This is a genomic window from Zhongshania antarctica (genome assembly GCF_014202945.1).
In the GTDB taxonomy this organism is placed as follows: domain Bacteria; phylum Pseudomonadota; class Gammaproteobacteria; order Pseudomonadales; family Spongiibacteraceae; genus Spongiibacter; species Spongiibacter antarcticus.
Map to the genome: position 1 here is coordinate 399,701 of NZ_JACHHW010000005.1, position 18,590 is coordinate 418,290.

Genomic DNA, 18,590 nt, shown 5'->3' on the forward strand with positions numbered 1-18,590 from the left:
CATGGCAGGTGCAAAAGAGATACGCACCCAGATATCCAGCATCAAGAGCACGCAAAAAATCACTAGCGCCATGGAAATGGTTGCGGCGAGTAAAATGCGTAGAGCTCAAGATCGCATGGAATTGGGTAAACCCTACGCACGGCGCATGCGCGCGGTGGTGGGTCATATCGCCAATGCTAATCCAGAGTACCGTCATCAGTATATGACTGAGCGGGAAGTTAAGCGCGTCGGTTTTGTCATTGTTTCTTCAGACCGTGGCCTGTGTGGCGGCTTGAACACCAATGTGTTCAAAAAAGCGATCAAGGCGATGAAAGGCTGGTCTGAGCAGAACGTGGAAATTGATTTATGCTTAATCGGCAACAAGGCCGGCGCATTTTTCAAGAGCCATGGCGGCAATGTCGTTGCCGCGGCAAAGGACATGGGTGAGGCACCCAGCGTTGCTGATTTGATTGGCAGTGTAAAAACTATGCTCGACGCTTACGCCGAAGGCAATATCGACCGCCTGTATCTGGTTGGTAATGAGTTCGTGAACACTATGACTCAGAGCCCATTTGTAAGCCAGTTACTGCCTCTGGAAGCAGAGCAAGACGACAGTTTAAAGCATCACTGGGATTATATTTACGAACCCAGCCCTGAAGAATTACTGGAAGGCTTACTGACTCGCTATGTTGAGTCACAGGTTTACCAGACAGTGGTTGAGAACGGTGCCTGTGAACAAGCAGCAAGAATGATCGCGATGAAGAACGCGACTGACAATGCCGGCGATATTATCGACGGTCTGCAGCTGGTTTATAACAAAGCACGTCAGGCAGCGATTACCCAGGAACTGTCAGAAATCGTGAGTGGTGCAGCGGCGGTATCGTCGTAAGTATTTTCACCACTGAAACAGAATTTGATTATTTAAGGTTTTGAAGAGGAACCGGACATGAGTAGCGGACGTATCGTACAAGTTATCGGCGCCGTTATCGACGTGGAATTTCCACGCGATGCGGTACCACAGGTCTATGATGCACTGTTGGTTACTGACAGCGGTCTAACCCTGGAAGTACAACAGCAATTAGGAGACGGCGTAGTTCGCACCATCGCCCTCGGTTCTTCTGAAGGATTGCGTCGTGGTCTAGACGTTAGCAACACTAACGACAAGATTCGTGTACCCGTGGGCATTGAAACCCTGGGTCGGATCATGGACGTTCTTGGTAATCCCATCGACGAATGTGGCCCTATCGGCGAAAAAGAGCGTATGCCTATTCACCGTAAAGCACCTGCTTACGAAGACTTAGCGTCTTCTAATGACCTGCTCGAAACCGGTATCAAGGTTATCGACTTGGTTTGCCCGTTCGCCCGGGGTGGTAAAGTTGGTCTGTTCGGTGGTGCCGGTGTTGGTAAAACCGTAAACATGATGGAATTGATCAACAACATCGCAACCGAACACAGCGGTTTGTCTGTATTCGCCGGTGTTGGTGAGCGTACTCGTGAAGGTAACGACTTCTACCACGAGATGCAGGAAGCGGGCGTTGTAAACGTTCAAGACTTCAGCAAATCTAAAGTGGCCATGGTTTACGGTCAGATGAACGAGCCACCGGGCAACCGTTTGCGCGTTGCATTGACTGGTTTGACCATGGCTGAAAAATTCCGTGACGAAGGCCGTGACGTACTGTTGTTCGTTGACAACATCTATCGTTACACCTTGGCCGGTACCGAAGTATCTGCACTGTTGGGCCGTATGCCTTCAGCGGTAGGTTACCAGCCAACACTGGCAGAAGAGATGGGTGTTCTTCAGGAACGTATCACCTCTACTAAGACTGGCTCCATCACTTCTATCCAGGCGGTATACGTACCGGCGGATGACTTGACTGACCCATCGCCAGCAACCACCTTTGCTCACTTAGACTCAACTGTTGTACTGAGCCGTGACATCGCTGCTAAGGGTATTTACCCAGCGGTAGATCCACTGGACTCAACGTCACGTCAGTTGGATCCGCTGATCATCGGTGTTGAGCACTACGAAGTGGCTCGCGGCGTACAGAACGTATTGCAGCGTTACAAAGAACTGAAAGATATTATCGCCATTCTCGGTATGGACGAATTGTCAGAAGAAGACAAAACGACTGTTGAGCGTGCTCGTAAGATCGAACGTTTCTTGTCACAGCCTTTCCATGTTGCTGAAATCTTCACCGGTAGCCCAGGTAAGTACGTGTCTCTGAAAGACACCATTGCTGGCTTTAGCGGTATTCTGAACGGTGACTACGATCATCTGCCAGAGCAGGCTTTCTACATGGTTGGCACCATCGAAGAAGCAATCGAGAAAGCGGCTAAACTGTAAGCTCGCGCAAGCGAGCTTTACGCCTGAGAGGCTAAAATATGGCTATGACTATTCATTGTGACATCGTTAGTGCTGAAGCAGAGTTGTTTTCTGGTCGCGCGAAGCTGATCGTTGCAAACGGTACCCAGGGCGACCTGGGTGTGACTTATGGTCACGCGCCGTTGCTGACATCGCTTGAGCCCGGCCCAGTACGAATCGTGCAGGACAACGGCGAAGAGCTGATTTTTTACGTTTCTGGTGGTTTTCTAGAAGTACAGCCCAATGTGGTGAGTATTCTGGCCGACACCGCGATCCGCGCAGGCGACCTCGACGAGGCTGCGGCAATGGAAGCACAGAAACACGCTCAGCAAGCGATGCTGAATCAGAGTGGCGATATCGACTACTCAAGAGCAGCAGCGCAGTTAGCGGCAGCAACCGCTCAGCTTCGGACATTGCAACAAATCCGGAAATCACTGAGTAAATAATACAGCTCTGCTGTATTAAGGAAAGGGCGGCTCTGGCCGCCCTTTTTCGTTTCCGTTACTATTTCCGGCTACAATAAAACATGAACCGCATACCGTGCTGGGATAAGGGCTAAATAATGACATTAGAAGTGGTGATATTGGCCGCCGGGCAAGGTAGCCGGATGCGTTCAACACTCCCCAAAGTACTGCACCCTATCGCGGGCAAAAGCATGTTGGCCCATGTGCTAGCGTTGGCTAAGGCTGTTGTCAGTACTCAGACCCATGTTGTTGTCGGTCATAGCGCCGAGCAGGTAAAAGCGTCGCTAGCGGGCACCGATATCAAATGGGCGCTACAAAGCGAACAAAAAGGTACCGGTCACGCGGTAGCGCAGGCTTTGCCGGCGATTAGCGACGAGTCGCAAGTACTTATTCTCTATGGCGATGTGCCCTTAATCAGCTCTGCAACTATAGAGCAGCTGATAACTCGCGAGCCCTCGTCACTAGGAACGGAACAACTTAGTCTACTCACCGTTGAATTGCCGAACCCTAGCGGATATGGACGTATTGTTCGCAATAGCAACGCAGATGTCGTCGCTATCGTTGAGCAAAAAGACGCGAGCGCAGAACAGCTTAAAATCAAGGAAGTTAACACCGGAATTATGTGTGTTACGGCCACAGCCTTAAAGCGCTGGATGCCCAAGCTCAGTGCTGATAACGCCCAAGGCGAATATTACCTCACCGATATCATCGCCATGGCAGTCAGCGATGGTGTAATGATTAATGTTTGCCAAGCAAGCGAGCCGATGGAAGTACAAGGCGCCAATAACCGAGTTCAACTTGAAGAACTCGAGCGCTTCTACCAGCGTCGCTACGCCGAACAACTTATGCTCGGCGGTGCCAGTCTAGCCGATGCCAGTCGCATAGACGTGCGCGGCAGCCTAAACACCGGCAATGATGTTTTTATCGATATAAACTGCGTGTTTGAAGGCGAGGTTACTATTGGAGAGGGTGTGCGTATCGGCCCAAACTGCCATATTAGCGATTCCAAAATAGCAGATAACGCTGAGATAAAGGCCAATTCAGTGCTCGAAGGCGCCGTTGTTGGTGAAGCCTGCAGTATAGGGCCTTTTGCGCGCCTACGTCCGGGCACTGTATTAGCCGCAGATGTAAAAATAGGCAATTTCGTTGAAACCAAAAAAGCCAATATTGGCCTTGGCAGTAAAGTTAGTCATCTCAGTTATATTGGCGACGCCGAAATCGGTCGCGATGTAAATGTCGGAGCGGGCACCATTACCTGCAACTATGATGGCGTCAATAAATTCAAGACCACCATTGCTGATGATGTGTTCGTAGGCTCTAACACCGCCTTAGTTGCACCGGTAAGCGTTGGTAAAGCAGCTACTATTGGCGCTGGTTCAGTCATCACTGGCAATATTGCCGAGGGTGAATTAGCGGTAGCGCGGTCTAAACAACGTAATATAAGCGGGTGGCAGCGGCCCGAAAAACTTCCCCGCGATTAAATGAAAAAATAAGGAAACCAGACTATGTGTGGCATTGTTGGCGCGGTCGCGCAACGTGAGGTTCCTGGCATTTTGCTCGAGGGTTTGCACCGTCTAGAATACCGTGGCTACGATTCTGCGGGCATGGCGGTTATTAGCGCCAGCGGCGAAATTGACACCCGCAAAGAAGTTGGTAAAGTCCGCCAGCTAGAAGATGAACTCGCTAGCAGCCCGCTATTGGGTCATATAGGCATTGCTCACACCCGCTGGGCAACCCACGGCAAGCCATCTGAAGTGAATGCCCACCCCCATCTATCAGGGGATATCGCCTTAGTTCATAACGGCATCATTGAAAATCACGCAGAGTTGCGTCTGCGCTTAGAAAAACTCGGCTATGTGTTTGTTTCCCAAACCGATACGGAAACTATCGTGCACTTGATGCATTTCCACTACCAGCAAAGTGGCGATCTGCTCACAGCGCTCTGTGACACCATTCCTGAACTGGAAGGCGCCTACGGCTTGGCCGTTATGCATGCAAGTGAACCCCAGCGGCTACTCTGTGCGCGCAAAGGCAGCCCTTTGGTTATTGGCGTGGGCATTGGTGAAAATTTTATTGCCTCAGATCAATTGGCGCTGCGCCAAGTGACAGACCGCTTTGTGTATTTGGAAGAGGGTGATATCGCAGAGATCTACACCGACAAATACATAGTACACGACAGTAATTTTAAACCCGTATCGCGGGACATTACCCAAATAGATGCAGCGGCGGAAACCAGCGACAAAGGCCATTATCGTCACTATATGCTCAAAGAAATATATGAGCAGCCAGCGGTAATCAGACGGTCACTTGCCGGGCGCCTAGGCGCCAAAAAAATCCTTGCTGAAGCAATGGGTGCGAAGGCAGAAGAAATACTTAAAACCGTATCATCAATACAAATCGTCGCCTGTGGTACAAGCTATCACGCTGGTATGGTTGCCAAATATTGGATCGAAGGGCTGGCTGGCGTACCCTGCCGTGTGGAAGTCGCCAGTGAATTTCGTTACCGCAAATTCAAAGTTTTAGAAAACACCTTATTAGTGACCATATCGCAATCCGGCGAAACCGCCGACACCTTAGCGGCATTGCGGCTGGCCAAAACCCTCGGTTACTGCGCGTCACTCACGGTCTGCAATGTGCTGCAGAGTTCCTTGGTTAGAGAGTCCGATCTTTACCTAATGACCGAAGCTGGCCCAGAAATCGGTGTGGCCTCTACCAAGGCATTTACCACGCAGTTAGTGGCATTGCTGTTCTTAACTGTTGCCCTCGGTCGTCATCATGATATGAGCGAGAGTGAAGAACACGAGATCGTTAGCGCCCTACATGAGCTTCCTGACTTGCTCACCGAAACACTGGCCTTAAATACCAGTATCCAAACCATGTCCAATGCCTTCGCCGACAAACACCATGCCTTGTTTTTAGGTCGCGGTGCGCAATGGCCGATCGCGATGGAAGGTGCACTTAAACTCAAAGAAATATCTTATATTCACGCAGAAAGTTACCCAGCCGGTGAATTAAAACACGGCCCCTTAGCGCTGGTAGACGCCGACATGCCGGTGATCGCCGTCGCGCCAAACGACGTGTTATTAGAAAAATTAAAATCCAATATTGAAGAAGTTCAAGCACGCGGCGGGCAACTGTTTGTGTTCTGCGACAAAGCTGCAGGTTTTACCGCTGCAAAAGGCATGGACATCATAGAGCTGCCCCATGTAAGCGACGTCATTGCGCCGATTATTTACACCATTCCGCTGCAGTTGCTTTCGTATCATGTTGCGATTTTGAAAGGCACCGATGTCGATCAGCCGCGTAATTTGGCAAAATCGGTGACGGTAGAATAAGTATTAAACTATCAAAGTAGTAAAATATTTTGCGAAGGTTTAAGCCACCGTGCGCAGAGAAATATTGTAATACCTCAAAAGCGGATTTGATTGGGGAAGAATGAGCCGCAGAGCGGCTCATGGTGTTGCATCAAAGCAATATTAATCGCTAGGTGGTCATGCTTAAAGTGCAGGGACCATGGCGGTGAATTGCGCGCCAAGCCCGAGCACTTGATCTATCGCGCTACTGGGACTTAGTAGCTCAAGTGGTAAGACGTCAGCAGGCAAGGCTCCGCTAATATCGGGTAGCTCAAATCCACCTAAGCTCCCACTATTTAAAGGCTGAGAAATAATAGGAAGCGATGGTATCGCGCTCAAACCAGAAGAAACGAGTATTCCGCCATTTAGAATGTAGTTTAAAATTGCGGCTGGATTGTTGTAGAGCACTTCAGATGAGGGCACAAAGCCAAACAGAATATCAGGGCCACCAAGTGAGCCGGGAACAAGCTTCGCTGGATTGCTTAGGGTCGGAAGCAAATTATTAAATGTCGTTACAGGGCCGGCCAGCGGCACTAAATCTTGCGATCCCACAATATTTAATGCATCAAGGCTAGCTAAACTCCCTGCTAAACCCCCACCTAAATCAAGTGCGCTAAGCTTAGAAAAATTAAGGCCTGCGCCCGTCGGTAGCATGCCCAGTGCAGGTACTTGCGCATGCGCAGCAGAAATACTGAAAAGCATGCTCACTCCCAGCGTTAGGGAGGGCATAAATCGTTTAGTCATTTTTGTATTCCTTGGATTAGCTAAGCACTTATAGCGTTCTTATGGTTATTCATACTTGGTTAGCATGCTCTTTGTATGACGCCTGTGGCACCAAACCAAAGGTTGGTAGTAATGACGATTGTGTCACAGTCCCACAACTTATCGGCTTTGTAGCAATACGGCCAAGTTGTCGTGTAGGTAAGGCCGCTTAGTTTAATTTAGGGCTTAGCGACATTTATTAACTTCGCTTTGACGTATGATAGCTTCGCGCTTATTTGCAGTGTAAACGCAGTTCATACGGCATAGACGACGGGGGGTAACAATGGCTACGGCGCTGGACCAAAACAACAATAAAAATGACAGTGGTATATTTTCGCCCCTCAGCCATGCTTTGTTTCGGAATATGTGGCTTAGCAATACGGTATCTAACACCGGCAGCTTAATTCAGAGCGTTGCAGCGGCGTGGATTATGACCAGTATTTCAACTGCAGATCATGTTGCCCTGGTGCAGACGGCTACCTTCTTGCCCATGGCCTTATTCGCACTGCCCGCAGGCGCAATTGCTGATATTTACGACCGACGCAAGGTACAGCTATTTTTCTTTTTCTTGTCACTAGTAGCCGCATGTTTAATGACGCTAGTGTCGATATTAGGGCTTATTACTCCTTGGATATTGCTTGGTTTATGTTTTTTAGTAGGTAGCGGTAGCGCCCTGTCAGCGCCAGCGAGGGGAGCATCCATTGCCGAACAAGTCCCAAAAGGACTGCTTTCTCAAGCGGTGGCACTGAACAATATAAGTTTTAACGTGGCGCGCAGCTTAGGGCCTGCAATTGGTGGATTTATCGTGGTGGCTTTTGGCGCAACGGCGGCATTTGCTATTAATGCGATCTCTTTTATACCCATGCTGGAATCTTTGCGGCGCTGGAAGCGGGAACCAGAAATATCACGTCTGCCGCCAGAGCGATTGGTGCGTTCAATTAATTCTGGGCTGCGCTATGTATTAAATATGCAGCCAGTACGTCGCGCTATGGGGCGCGCCTTTATTATTTGTTTGCTGGGCGCCGCACTACCGTCGCTCATGCCGCTTATTGCTCGAGACCTGCTGGTGGGTAATGCTGGTACGTTTGGCTTGTTGTTGGGGGCATTTGGCATTGGTGCGGTGTGCGGCATTTTTGTGCTACAGCCCCTGCGCGCTAAAATTGGCAATGAGAATACCTTGCGTCTCTGTTGTTTGCTTATTGCTGGGGGCCTACTTGGCTTAGCGTATAGCCCTAGCTTAATACTCGATCTAATTCTGTTAATGGTCGCGGGCATGGGCTGGATGATGATCACCACCTCAATTAGTGTTTTAGTGCAGTTGTTGGTACCCCGCTGGGTTACGGGACGTGCGATAGCCTCTTGTAGTGCATCGTTTACCTTGGGCGTGGCTGTCGGCTCGTGGTTGTGGGGCGTTATCGCCAGAGATTATGGCCTTGTATTGGCCTTAGAGGGCGCGGCTGTAGGTTTGGTTTTGTCATTGCTGCTGGGGTATTTTTTGCCGGTGGCCGACCGCACGGAATCCACCGAACTCGATGAACAACTCGCCGATGACCCTGATGTTAAATTGGGTATTAGCGGTCGCAGTGGCCCTATTAGTATTGAACTGCAATACCGCATACCTGAAGAAAAGGCGCGTGATTTTTATAATTTGATGCGGCAACAGCAGCAAGTACGCTCTCGCAACGGCGCGTATGGCTGGTCTATATCCCGAGATATTGCCGATCCAGAGCGCTGGTTAGAACGCTTTAGCTGCCCAACCTGGCATGACTACCTGCGATTGCGCGGTCGGCGCACCGTCGAAGAAAGTGAATTACACCGCCAAGCCGTCAGAATGCATATTGGGATCGAGCCTATTAAGGTGTCACGTTGGCTAAACAGGCCGGCAGGCTCGGTACGCTGGCGTGATGAAGCGCCAGATCGCGGCGACGAGGCGCTGCAAATACACACTTAAGTAGGGCATGGCTCGGCCAGTGGTATCGGCTTATCGAGTGTGTTGATTCTCGACTATTCCGGCGATCTTGCTGTTAAACTAGCGGTCTAAATGGCGCCGGGTCTTGGTCAAGCGCCGCAGTCTCCTCTTTAGCGTAATTGGTGTTAAAGAATACATTTTATTGGCGTTTATTTGTGAATTTGGCAAATCGTCAAAATAGCGAAGGCGCTAGATTGTCAGCAATGAAAGCTCTGATTCGCAATCCCTTCATACTCTTAATTTTGGTTGCCCTGCTTTGGGGTGGTAATGCCGTGGCGGGTAAGTTGGCTGTGGGCCATGTCTCACCAATGTTGCTTACGTCATTGCGCTGGCTATTTGCCTGTGTGTTTATCGCGCCGCTGGCATGGCGGGATGTGGTGCGGGAGTGGCCTTTAATTCGTCAATACTGGCGTACTTTATTTTTGTATGCGGCGCTGGGCTTCACAGCGTTTAATGCGCTGTTCTATTGGGCTTTAAATTACACCAGTGCAATTAACGTGACCATTGAGCAGTCGGGCATGCCGCTAATTGTGTTTTTGGGCAATTTCATACTGTTTGGTTTACGGCCAGTAAAACTGCAGTTGGTGGGTTTTACGCTGACCTTACTGGGAGTTTTAATCACGGTTGCCCACGGCGAATTATCCAGTTTGTTAAGTTTGGATTTGAATCGCGGTGACGCCTTAATGCTACTAGCAACCTTATTATATGGTGGCTATACCGTTGCCCTCCGATTTAGACCGCCACTGCATTGGCGCAGCATGATTATGGTATTAGCGTTGTTTGCGTTTATCTCGTCACTGCCGTTTAGCGGCTACGAATATTGGGCTGGTTACGCGGTAATGCCTGACGCTCGCGGCTTTGGCGTGGTCTTATATATTGCGATATTCCCTTCGCTTATTGCCCAGTCTTTGTATATGCGCGGAGTAGACTTAATCGGTGGCAATCGCGCCAATTTATTTATTAATTTGGTGCCGGTGTTTGGTTCAGTGTTAGCCGTTGTGATATTGGCGGAAGAATTTAAAGCCTATCATTTTGTGGCATTGAGTATGGTGGTGGGCGGTATCTTGCTTGCGGAACTCGGCGTTAAAAAATCCATTGCGAGTTAATAAATTTTTAACCTAGCCTAAGAGGCCTTGTATCAAAGAGCGTAGCGAATATTTTTCCGCAGAACAGCCTATTGCCACTGACGCAGGTGCAGAGCAGGCGGTGAGCTGTTCGACCTGCAAAGCCTCGTGCTGCCGTTTAGAAGTGATGCTCATAACCGAAACCGGTGTGCCGGAGCGCTATATTCAGCGCGACGAATGGGGCGGGGAAGTGATGGCGCGCTTGAGTGATGGCTGGTGTGCAGCATTGGATCGTCACACCATGCGGTGCACTATCTATGAAAACCGGCCCTTTATCTGTCGGGAATTTGCGACCGGTTCCTATGAGTGTTTAAACGAGCGCGAAGTGATTAATTAACAGGTGTTATAGAATTACCAAATGGTTAGGCAGTTCATTTTTCGTAGTGGTGGCGGGAAGTTGGCGCTGCAATTCCACACCGCAGGCGTCAATACATTCCACAAAACCCTTAGCGACATTGCCACGCCGAACTTGCTCGGTAAATTGCGCAACAATACCCTGCCAATAGGCATCGGGTATTCTTGCCGATATACCGCGATCTACTAAAATCTCAACGTAACGCTCAGCTTCAGAAACAAAAATTAACATGCCGGTTTCACCTGTGGTGTGGTGAAGGTTTTGTTCCAGAAATTGCCGCCGTGCCAAATTACTTGCCCGCCAGTGACGAACTTGGCGAGGCACAAGGCGGCTTTGCAGGGCCGGTATTTGAAACAATAGTGCAAGGCCGATAAATAAAGCCCACTGGCTTAGTATGAGTTGGTGGGGGTTAAGCCACTCGGGGTAATAGTTCACCGCGCCCGGCAGCAGCAAAGCCAATAGGCTAGCCCACAGCAGCGGTATATAGCGGTAATCGTCTGCTTGCCGAGCCAAAACGGTGACGAGTTCGGCATCTGTTTTGTTTTCGACACGTTGTATTGCGTCAATCAGTAACTGCTGTTCTTGGGTATTTATCAGCGACATAAAGTATTCCGTATTAAGGTATCGAGGTTTAGTGCATTACATTGATTAGGGATTGCTACCAGCCTCCCGATGCACCGCCGCCGCCAAAACCGCCGCCACCTCCGCCGAAGCCGCCACCTCCAAAACCACCGCCGCCGCCAAAGCCACCACCGCGACCACCTAATGCGGCACCGAGTAAGGCGCCACCCAAGAATCCGCGCCCACCTCGGCCACCGCTCATCATCATAAATATAATGGCCAGCAGTAAAAGACCGCCAAGTTTTGGTGGCGACTTTTTATTGGCTTGCTGGGTTTTAGGAATCGCGGCGGGCTTGCCGTCGATGATCAGCACCATGGCTTCAACTGCTGCTTTTACGCCGCCGTCAAAGTCATCCGATTTAAACGCGGGGGTCAGAATTTGCTGAATAATCTCGGCACTGCGGGCGTCGGTGAGCAAGCCTTCTAAGCCATAACCCACTTCAATGCGCATCTTGCGTTCTTTCATCGCAATAATCAGCAGCGCGCCATTATTGGTATCTTTTTGACCAATGCCCCAGTGGCGGCCCAACTGAAAACCGTAGTCGCTAATCTCGTAGCCCTGTAAGTCGGGCAGGGTAACCACCACAATCTGATTGCCGGTGCGTTGCTCCTGCGCCGCCAACTGTCGATTCAGATCTTGCTCAGTGGCGGCAGACAGCAGCTTGGCATTGTCGACCACCCTGCCGCTAAGCTTGGGAAATTCCGGCTCGGCGGCGAGGGCAGACAGGCTGAACAGTAGGCTGCCTACCATCAACAAGGGCAGTAACAAAGGCCTTAGAAATAAGCGCATTAAAAGTTAACCTGGGGCGCTTCTTCCGCCTTGGGTGCAGTGGCTTTAAAGGTCTCGCGCTCTTTTAGCTCGCTGTACATCATGCTGTGCCAGATCTTGCCGGGAAAAGTGCGAATCTCGGTGTTGTAACGGCCTACCGCCAGAATAAAGTCGCGGCGGGCAACGCTAATGCGATTCTCGGTGCCTTCAAGCTGAGATTGCAGCGCCAAAAAGTTTTGGTTGGATTTTAACTCTGGGTAGCGCTCCTGCACCATCATCAAGCGGCTTAGCGCGCCGCTGAGTTTGGCCTGGGCCGCCTCAAACTGCTGCAGTTTCTCGGGGTTATCTAAAATGCTGGCATCGACCTGCATCGACGTTGCTTTTGCTCTGGCCTCAACCACCGCAGTGAGCGTTTCCTGCTCCTGCGCGGCAAAGCCTTTCACGGTAGAAACCAAATTGGGAATAAGATCGGCGCGGCGCTGATACTGATTTTCTACCTGCGCCCAAGCGGCTTTGGCCTCTTCGTCTAAACGGGGAATATTGTTAATACCACAGCCGCTGAGTAGTAGGCTGGCAAAGAGCAATATAAGCAGTGCGTGACTGCGGCGGGCAAAGGACGATGTAGCTGCTTGCATGATTCAGGCCTCAAGGAACGAACAAGCCCTCATGGTAACACTGTCGGCACACACCTGCAGAGAGGACCATTTGCCCAACTCTGCAGCGCGTGTATTACGCCACGCGGCGCAGACGCTTTCTGCCACTGGCGGGCGCTTTGGGAAAGTTCGGCCCCGTTGGCTCCTGCTTGCGCAGTAAATAATCGATGATCGCCTCGCGAAGCTTTTGCTCGCCGCCCTCAATGCCCTGATTGCCAAACAGGCGATTAAACTCAAACACATAGGGGTGGTCGCCAACCATGGCAATATCAAAACCGGCGTGGTCAATGTCTAGCGTTTGCGCTAAGTGCAGCGCCAGATTCACCGCCTGCGCGGGCACCGCGCTTTGCTCAATCACCCCGCCTTTGGCGACATTATTGTAAAACCCTTGGTCAGACTGTAGGCGCCAGTAAGCGCTCACTACTGTGTCGCCAATTATCACCACGCGGATGTCGCGGTTAATGGGCAGGTATTCCTGCACATACAAAACATCGGTTTTTTCCAAATACGCGCGCCACTCGGCGCGGTTTTTTATCAACCAAACGCCACTGCCCTGAGACGCCTTGGGAAGCTTGGCAACAAAGGGGGGCAGCATAAGCTCCCACAACTCCTCCGCGTTACTGGGGGTATTGGCCCGAATCTCGGTATGGGGGGTATTCGCTGGCGCGACCATTTCAAAGGCGCGAGTCATCTCAATTTTATTGTGGCCCAGCAGGTAACTGGCTTGGCTGGGGAATACCCGCGCTTTAAGACCATAGATCAAGGCGTTGAGCTGCCAATACTCGGGGTATAACACCCAATCGGCGGCACTGATCTCCTCGCGGTGCTTAAAAATTTGCTCGGGTTTTAACTGCTTAGTGTCGTTAAAGCCAAGGGTGCGGAAAATATCGAATGAAATCCAAGCCATGATCGACTACAGAAAAATGAGGAGCGCCTTTTTAAGGTCAAAATGGATTTTCGTCAAGCCTTGATGCTTGGCATTTATTGGCTTTGGCACAGGCAGTGACCAAAAAGCCACTGTGCGAGTCACACATCGCCAGCCAAAAATGAAAACCCCGTCATTCTGAATCTCACACATCATTACTCTGAAGGTCATGTACCGCCATTCTGAATGCCCCGTGTTGTCATTCTGAACTTGATTCAGAATCCATATACCACCGAGGTAATTCATACCCCCCCACCAGATGCCGCATCAAGTCCGGCATAACGGTTTTGCCTACATTGGCGTTACCCTAAGCGAACGGCAAATCCCGATATCCCGTTCCTCTCTGTGTCCCGTTATTCTGAGTGCATGTGCCGTATTCTGAGCGCCGCACATCGTCATTCGGCGCTCAACGTACCGTCATTCTGAACTTGATTCAGAATCCATATACCACCGAAGTAATTCATATCCCCTTTGCCAGATACTGGGTCAAGTCAGCTATTAGTGCCCAGTCAGCCTGGAAACCCGTCGCTGCCACTAGCCGTACCCACGCATTAACGCATTGAAATTTATAAAAAACGGCATATGATCGTGGGAAGGGAATGTTTGGCAGAGATATAGGGAAGTCGTCGTCGTTTGTTCGGCACTCGCTAATAGCGATGCAGTCATCTTATTGAACCCTCCTATGTTTTTTTGTCCTTGCCAACGCGCCAGTTATGATAAGGGTGCCAAAGTGATATGTGGCGCAAGTCTCCTGAATAAAACAGTAATAACTTTTAAGAAAATATGTTCGAACATCAGCTAAAAAGAATTTCAAACAACATATACCCATTCATCATTATTGGGTTTGCTTCTGGTATCGCGACTGTCAACGCCAGCTATTTTGAAAGTGTGGAGTGGCTTAATTGGTATATTCAATATGCAAACATTGAAATAGATTATAAAGATAGCGGACAATCGATTTTTTTTGAGCATTTCGCACCTAACACGCTTCTCTATATTTTAATTGCAATATTTTTCTTCTCGGCTCTCCACCGTACGATTATAGGAGCTATAGAAAAGCCGCCGAAACATAATGAAGGAGCGATTTATGCGTTGGAAAATTTTGGTTCTCTTCTAGCCATTTCATGGCTTGGGTTAATGATCGGTATTATGGGGCCGGCTTTGTATTATGAAGGTTTTGCTAGCTTTGTTAAATTTCTAGTGCTAGCAATATATCCAGTAATGTTTTTGGTCGAGGTGAGCCTATGTATAGCTTTCTTGTACTGGGAGGGTATGCGCAAAATACCAACATATATAGATGATAGAACAGGCTGGAAGTGGGGGACCAGAGCAGAGGGGGCATTTGTATTATTGCTCGCCTTAATCATGCTTACATATCATCAACAGTATGATTCATTTATAAAATATCTCGGAAGAATTGTATTAACAATGTTATAACAGGGCGAATTAAATTCGCGCCTGCGGCGCTGGGCGCTCGTACCTCCCGCCGGTTATTGCGTCGGTATATGGTGGTCGTAGTAAGTCTGATTCCCGATCTAAAGCAGACGTTGAGTCATTACTCTAATGACACCAAATTTCTAATTTTTGAAAATCCTTTTATTGTTTTTTGGTTGAATTTTATATGGCAAAATTAAATCAAATAAAAAGTAAATTACTTGAACTTGAGGTCGGAGTTTTTCAGCGGCTTTGCGATGACTGGTTACACAGGAAAGGCTATGAAAATATAAATCCAATTGGAATGATGCAAACCACAGATAGAGTGGTAAAAGGTACTCCTGACACGCTTCTTATCCAAAAAGACGGGAAGTACATTTTTTCGGAATATACAGTACAACAGGACAGGCTATTAAAAAAGATTTCGGACGATATTGATAAGTGCCTAGATGAAGGGAAAACGGGTATAAAAATAGATCAGATCGGTGAGATCATTGTCTGTTATCTTGGGAGGCTAACCACAAGCGAAATAAATCAGCTTAATCAGAAATGTATAAGTCTAAGTATAGTTCCAACTTTGTGCGGTCTTGATTCAATCGCATTCGGCATAAAAAATTGTTATCCAATTCTATCAGAAGAATATCTTGGATTATCATTAGATACAGGCCAGATTCTATCGACAGATGATTTTGTGGCTCGCTACGGTAACAACAACCTCACCACACCAATAGATAACAAATTGCTCTTTCAAGACGAATTACTAGATCATGGGTGTTCGCTACTTGAAAAGTCTAAATTTCTATTGGTGACCGGTAGCGCAGGTGTTGGAAAAACACTTTTTTCCGTAAATCTACTGAATGAAATGTGCAAAAAAGACCCTAGTCTTAAAGCATATTGTGTGTTTGATAAAGGCGCTGATTTAGTAAGAGATTTGCAAATTCATTTTAGTGAAACAGGGAACTACCTAATATTAATTGACGATGCCAACAGATTGGATAGCAGAATTGACTACCTGCTACATTATATAAATGAATCCGACGCGTCTAGAAATTACCGAATGGTGGCGACCGTTAGGGATTACGCAGTTGATTCGGTAATTGAGAAAGCAAATAAAGTCACATCTATAAATGAGCTGGTAGTAAATAAGCTCTCAAACGAACAGATAAAAAACTTACTGGAAGAGTTATTCAATATAAAGAATTTTGAGTATCAGCAAAGGATTCAGGATATAGCAGACGGTAATGCTAGATTGGCAATTATGGCCGCAAGAGTTGCTGTTGAAAAGCAAAGTATACAGTCGATACAAAATGTAGCCACCTTGTATGATGACTATTTTGGAAATAACGATGGTGTCAAAGAGATCATAGGCAATCCCAGTCTTCTGCTAACGGCATGCGCAATTTCACTGTTCAGAAAAGTTGACAAATTGAACGAAGATCAAATGAGTATTGTGCGTGATCTATTTCGCATTCAAGGATCAGCTTTTTGGGACTATGTTCAACACCTCCATAAGCTAGAGATCGTAGATTTGTATGAGGACGAAGTGGTACGAATGTCTGACCAAGTGCTTTCTAGCTATTTATTCTATTCAGCTGTATTCCAAAAAAAAATAATATCCCTCTCCACAATAGTAAAAAATATCTTCCCAAGATTTAAGAGTGCAATTGCGGATGCGCTCAATCCAGTAATAAGAGCATTCGATCAAAGAGAAATCATTGCCGATATTAGGCAGGAAGTGACGACAATATACGATGAATTGTTGTCGTCTAGCACTAGAGATGAAATTTTAGGCTTTTTGGACGCGTTCTGGTTTGCGTTGCCAACCAATGCGTTAACGTTTACAAACGAAATTATACAAAATACTCCCAAGCACTCTGATAGATGGGAAAAGGCTACATTTGAAAAGTCAAAAAGTAGCACAAAGGATTTAGTTTTGAGAATTCTCTGTAAGCTTCGGTATGTCGGTGAAAGCGAATTGAACATATCAACGAATCTTATTTGTGATTATCTGGAAAAATCTCCAGATTCATTGGGGCAAGTTATCAAGCTATTCGCTGATGATTATGCGTTTAAGCCTGAGGATTGGAAATATGCCTACTCAATACAGTGTACATTGGTAGACCTACTAATAGAACGGATGAGCAAAAAGGATGGCTACCTATATTCAAGGCTCTTTATTCTAGTGGCCAAATCTTTCTTGCCTGTGGAGCACAGAGAGCACATTTGGCGAGGTGACGTAGTAAACATTATCACCTTTAGATTATCCCCTGGTGAGTTTCTAGACCCGATACGGAAGAAATTGATATTGCATCTTTCCTTATTAATGTTTGATGAGTCCGTATCCAGCTATGCATCTGAGGTCATTAAAGAATATATAAGCAGGCTTGGCTATGAAGGTAAAGAAATGGCAAAGGCCGATTTGCATGCTATAGAAGAGTATCTCATAGCGAAATTCGATAAGAACAATGTATCACACTGTTTTTTAGTTAAAGAAATTTGTGAGCGGTTGGACTCCATCTCAGTCGATTATCCTGAGTCCTGGAAAACTGATTTCGATAATGAAATTTTTCGGATTTCTGATCTTCTACTTGAAGATCGAGCGGAGAGAAAAATGCTCGAAATGGATTATCACGACTACGAAAAGTATAGATTTGACGAAATAGCAGCGTATTTTGAAGATGCAGATGAAGATAAGTTCCGTGCGTTTTTAGATCAAGCCGCTATCCTACATGATACATTAACTGGCAGGGATAGAAGCTATTCAATTGGCGAAGGAATGCGCATTGTATTTAATGTTATTTCACAAAAACACAAGATTAATTTTTTCGATTTCACTTCCATTTACCTAGAATATGACGATATTTTTGAGCTAAACACAAATATCTTTATTCCTGAATTAATGAATAATAATCCTTCAAAGGATGTGTTCTCGCTGATTAACGCCAAAGAGTTTAAGTGGAAAAGATGCTGGCTTCTAGCCTGTTATTCTGCGTTACCAGGCGGAGATATAAGCGAAGAAAGCTTAAAGGATTTAATTTCACATATTACAAGTCTTGATAGCAGCGAGTATTTTCACAGTATTGATTTCTTGGAAAAATATATCGCAGTAGACGAATCAGTTTTTTGTAAGGCTACTCGTATTATGCTGGATAAATACGAAGCTACGAAAGAAATTGGTTTTGTCCGCGCTCTGGATAGAATCTTCAATCCGTATTCTTCAACCAATAAAAGACTGATGGAGTTCTATGGAACAGATAAGGAAATTGTTATTGAGGCGTATCTGGTTATGCTCGACTTTGATAATCACTTTGATTATGAAGGAAAGACACTAGAGATTCTTTATGCTGAAAACAGCAATATGCTGGAGCTTGTTGTGGATAAAATTTATAGCCGCGAGCGCTGGCCTTCAAGCTACACAAACATGCCAGATATGAAATTTCTATGGAAAAGAGAAAGCTATTTGCTGGACGTAGGAGCATACGCTTTATACGTTTTTGAGAAAGAAAAGGAATCATATGTTGGGCATGACAATATATTCGTGAATCTATTTAAAAAGTCCAACGATGCCAGGGAAGAAAATTATTCTGATCGGCAGGAAGAGTTTCTTATTTACAGCATGAAAAAGAACTGTAAAAATTTTGAGTACATTCAGTTTTTGTTTTGCGTGGTAAACGGCATGAAAGAAGATTTTAGAATAAATATGGTTCGAGATTTTATTGAATTAGATCACTGCTGTCCCGTTAAGGAGAAATAAAAAAGCCTGATTCCACCACAATTGATACAATGAGATTGTCTAGAAAACACTGTATTAATAGAGGGA

Annotated in this window: 15 protein-coding genes; 10 read left to right on the plus strand and 5 right to left on the minus strand. The window is 47.2% G+C overall.

The genetic code is table 11. The annotated features are described in order from the left end of the window. Position 1: 1 nt before the first annotated feature. From atpG to glmS, 5 genes are all read left to right on the plus strand, one after another. Positions 2-868 (plus strand): F0F1 ATP synthase subunit gamma, encoded by an 867-nt coding sequence (gene atpG / locus HNQ57_RS11105; RefSeq protein ID WP_184462974.1) that lies wholly within the window; start codon positions 2-4, stop codon positions 866-868. Positions 869-925: 57 nt separating this feature from the next. Beyond that, positions 926-2,323, plus strand: a complete 1,398-nt coding sequence (gene atpD / locus HNQ57_RS11110) for a F0F1 ATP synthase subunit beta (RefSeq protein WP_184462976.1) — start codon at positions 926-928, stop codon at positions 2,321-2,323. 38 nt (positions 2,324-2,361) lie between these two features. Beyond that, on the plus strand, positions 2,362-2,787 hold the full coding sequence (locus tag HNQ57_RS11115; protein WP_184462978.1) for a F0F1 ATP synthase subunit epsilon: 426 nt from the start codon (positions 2,362-2,364) through the stop codon (positions 2,785-2,787). Between the two features lie 116 nt (positions 2,788-2,903). Further along, positions 2,904-4,286: a bifunctional UDP-N-acetylglucosamine diphosphorylase/glucosamine-1-phosphate N-acetyltransferase GlmU gene (gene glmU / locus HNQ57_RS11120; RefSeq protein WP_221301665.1), complete on the plus strand. Its 1,383-nt coding sequence runs from the start codon at positions 2,904-2,906 to the stop codon at positions 4,284-4,286. A gap of 24 nt (positions 4,287-4,310) precedes the next feature. Further along, entirely contained in the window at positions 4,311-6,140 is a 1,830-nt protein-coding gene (gene glmS, locus HNQ57_RS11125) for a glutamine--fructose-6-phosphate transaminase (isomerizing) (RefSeq protein WP_184462980.1), read from the plus strand. Between the two features lie 162 nt (positions 6,141-6,302). On the opposite strand, the gene HNQ57_RS11130 is transcribed toward glmS, so the two are convergent. After that, the gene (locus HNQ57_RS11130; protein WP_184462982.1) at positions 6,303-6,902 is read right to left on the minus strand and encodes a hypothetical protein; all 600 of its coding nucleotides are present in this window, start codon (positions 6,900-6,902) and stop codon (positions 6,303-6,305) included. A gap of 301 nt (positions 6,903-7,203) precedes the next feature. Between HNQ57_RS11130 and HNQ57_RS11135 the strand changes: the two genes are divergently transcribed. From HNQ57_RS11135 to HNQ57_RS11145, 3 genes are all read left to right on the plus strand, one after another. Further along, positions 7,204-8,871 carry an MFS transporter gene (locus HNQ57_RS11135; RefSeq protein ID WP_184462984.1) on the plus strand — a complete coding sequence of 556 codons (1,668 nt, stop codon included), beginning with the start codon at positions 7,204-7,206 and terminating at the stop codon, positions 8,869-8,871. 173 nt (positions 8,872-9,044) lie between these two features. After that, positions 9,045-9,995 carry a DMT family transporter gene (locus tag HNQ57_RS11140; RefSeq protein ID WP_226968311.1) on the plus strand — a complete coding sequence of 317 codons (951 nt, stop codon included), beginning with the start codon at positions 9,045-9,047 and terminating at the stop codon, positions 9,993-9,995. Positions 9,996-10,095: 100 nt separating this feature from the next. Beyond that, positions 10,096-10,350: a YkgJ family cysteine cluster protein gene (locus HNQ57_RS11145; RefSeq protein ID WP_226968312.1), complete on the plus strand. Its 255-nt coding sequence runs from the start codon at positions 10,096-10,098 to the stop codon at positions 10,348-10,350. 6 nt (positions 10,351-10,356) lie between these two features. Here HNQ57_RS11145 and HNQ57_RS11150 read toward each other — a convergent pair whose 3' ends face one another. From HNQ57_RS11150 to HNQ57_RS11165, 4 genes are all read right to left on the minus strand, one after another. Next, positions 10,357-10,971 carry a TPM domain-containing protein gene (locus HNQ57_RS11150; RefSeq protein ID WP_184462986.1) on the minus strand — a complete coding sequence of 205 codons (615 nt, stop codon included), beginning with the start codon at positions 10,969-10,971 and terminating at the stop codon, positions 10,357-10,359. Positions 10,972-11,026: 55 nt separating this feature from the next. Further along, positions 11,027-11,779: a TPM domain-containing protein gene (locus tag HNQ57_RS11155; protein ID WP_184462988.1), complete on the minus strand. Its 753-nt coding sequence runs from the start codon at positions 11,777-11,779 to the stop codon at positions 11,027-11,029. Next, positions 11,779-12,393 carry a LemA family protein gene (locus HNQ57_RS11160; protein WP_184462990.1) on the minus strand — a complete coding sequence of 205 codons (615 nt, stop codon included), beginning with the start codon at positions 12,391-12,393 and terminating at the stop codon, positions 11,779-11,781. Before HNQ57_RS11160 ends, HNQ57_RS11155 begins: the two co-directional genes overlap by 1 nt. 94 nt (positions 12,394-12,487) lie before the next feature. Then, a complete protein-coding gene (locus HNQ57_RS11165) occupies positions 12,488-13,318 on the minus strand; it encodes an ATP-grasp domain-containing protein (RefSeq protein ID WP_184462992.1) in 831 nt (276 codons plus the stop codon). Between the two features lie 801 nt (positions 13,319-14,119). On the opposite strand from HNQ57_RS11165, the gene HNQ57_RS11170 reads away from it, so the two are divergent. Both HNQ57_RS11170 and HNQ57_RS11175 read left to right on the plus strand, forming a co-directional pair. Continuing rightward, complete coding sequence (locus HNQ57_RS11170) at positions 14,120-14,773, plus strand: hypothetical protein (RefSeq protein ID WP_184462994.1); 654 nt, start codon at positions 14,120-14,122, stop codon at positions 14,771-14,773. 184 nt (positions 14,774-14,957) lie between these two features. Next, the gene (locus HNQ57_RS11175; protein ID WP_184462996.1) at positions 14,958-18,524 is read left to right on the plus strand and encodes an nSTAND3 domain-containing NTPase; all 3,567 of its coding nucleotides are present in this window, start codon (positions 14,958-14,960) and stop codon (positions 18,522-18,524) included. Positions 18,525-18,590 lie beyond the last annotated feature (66 nt).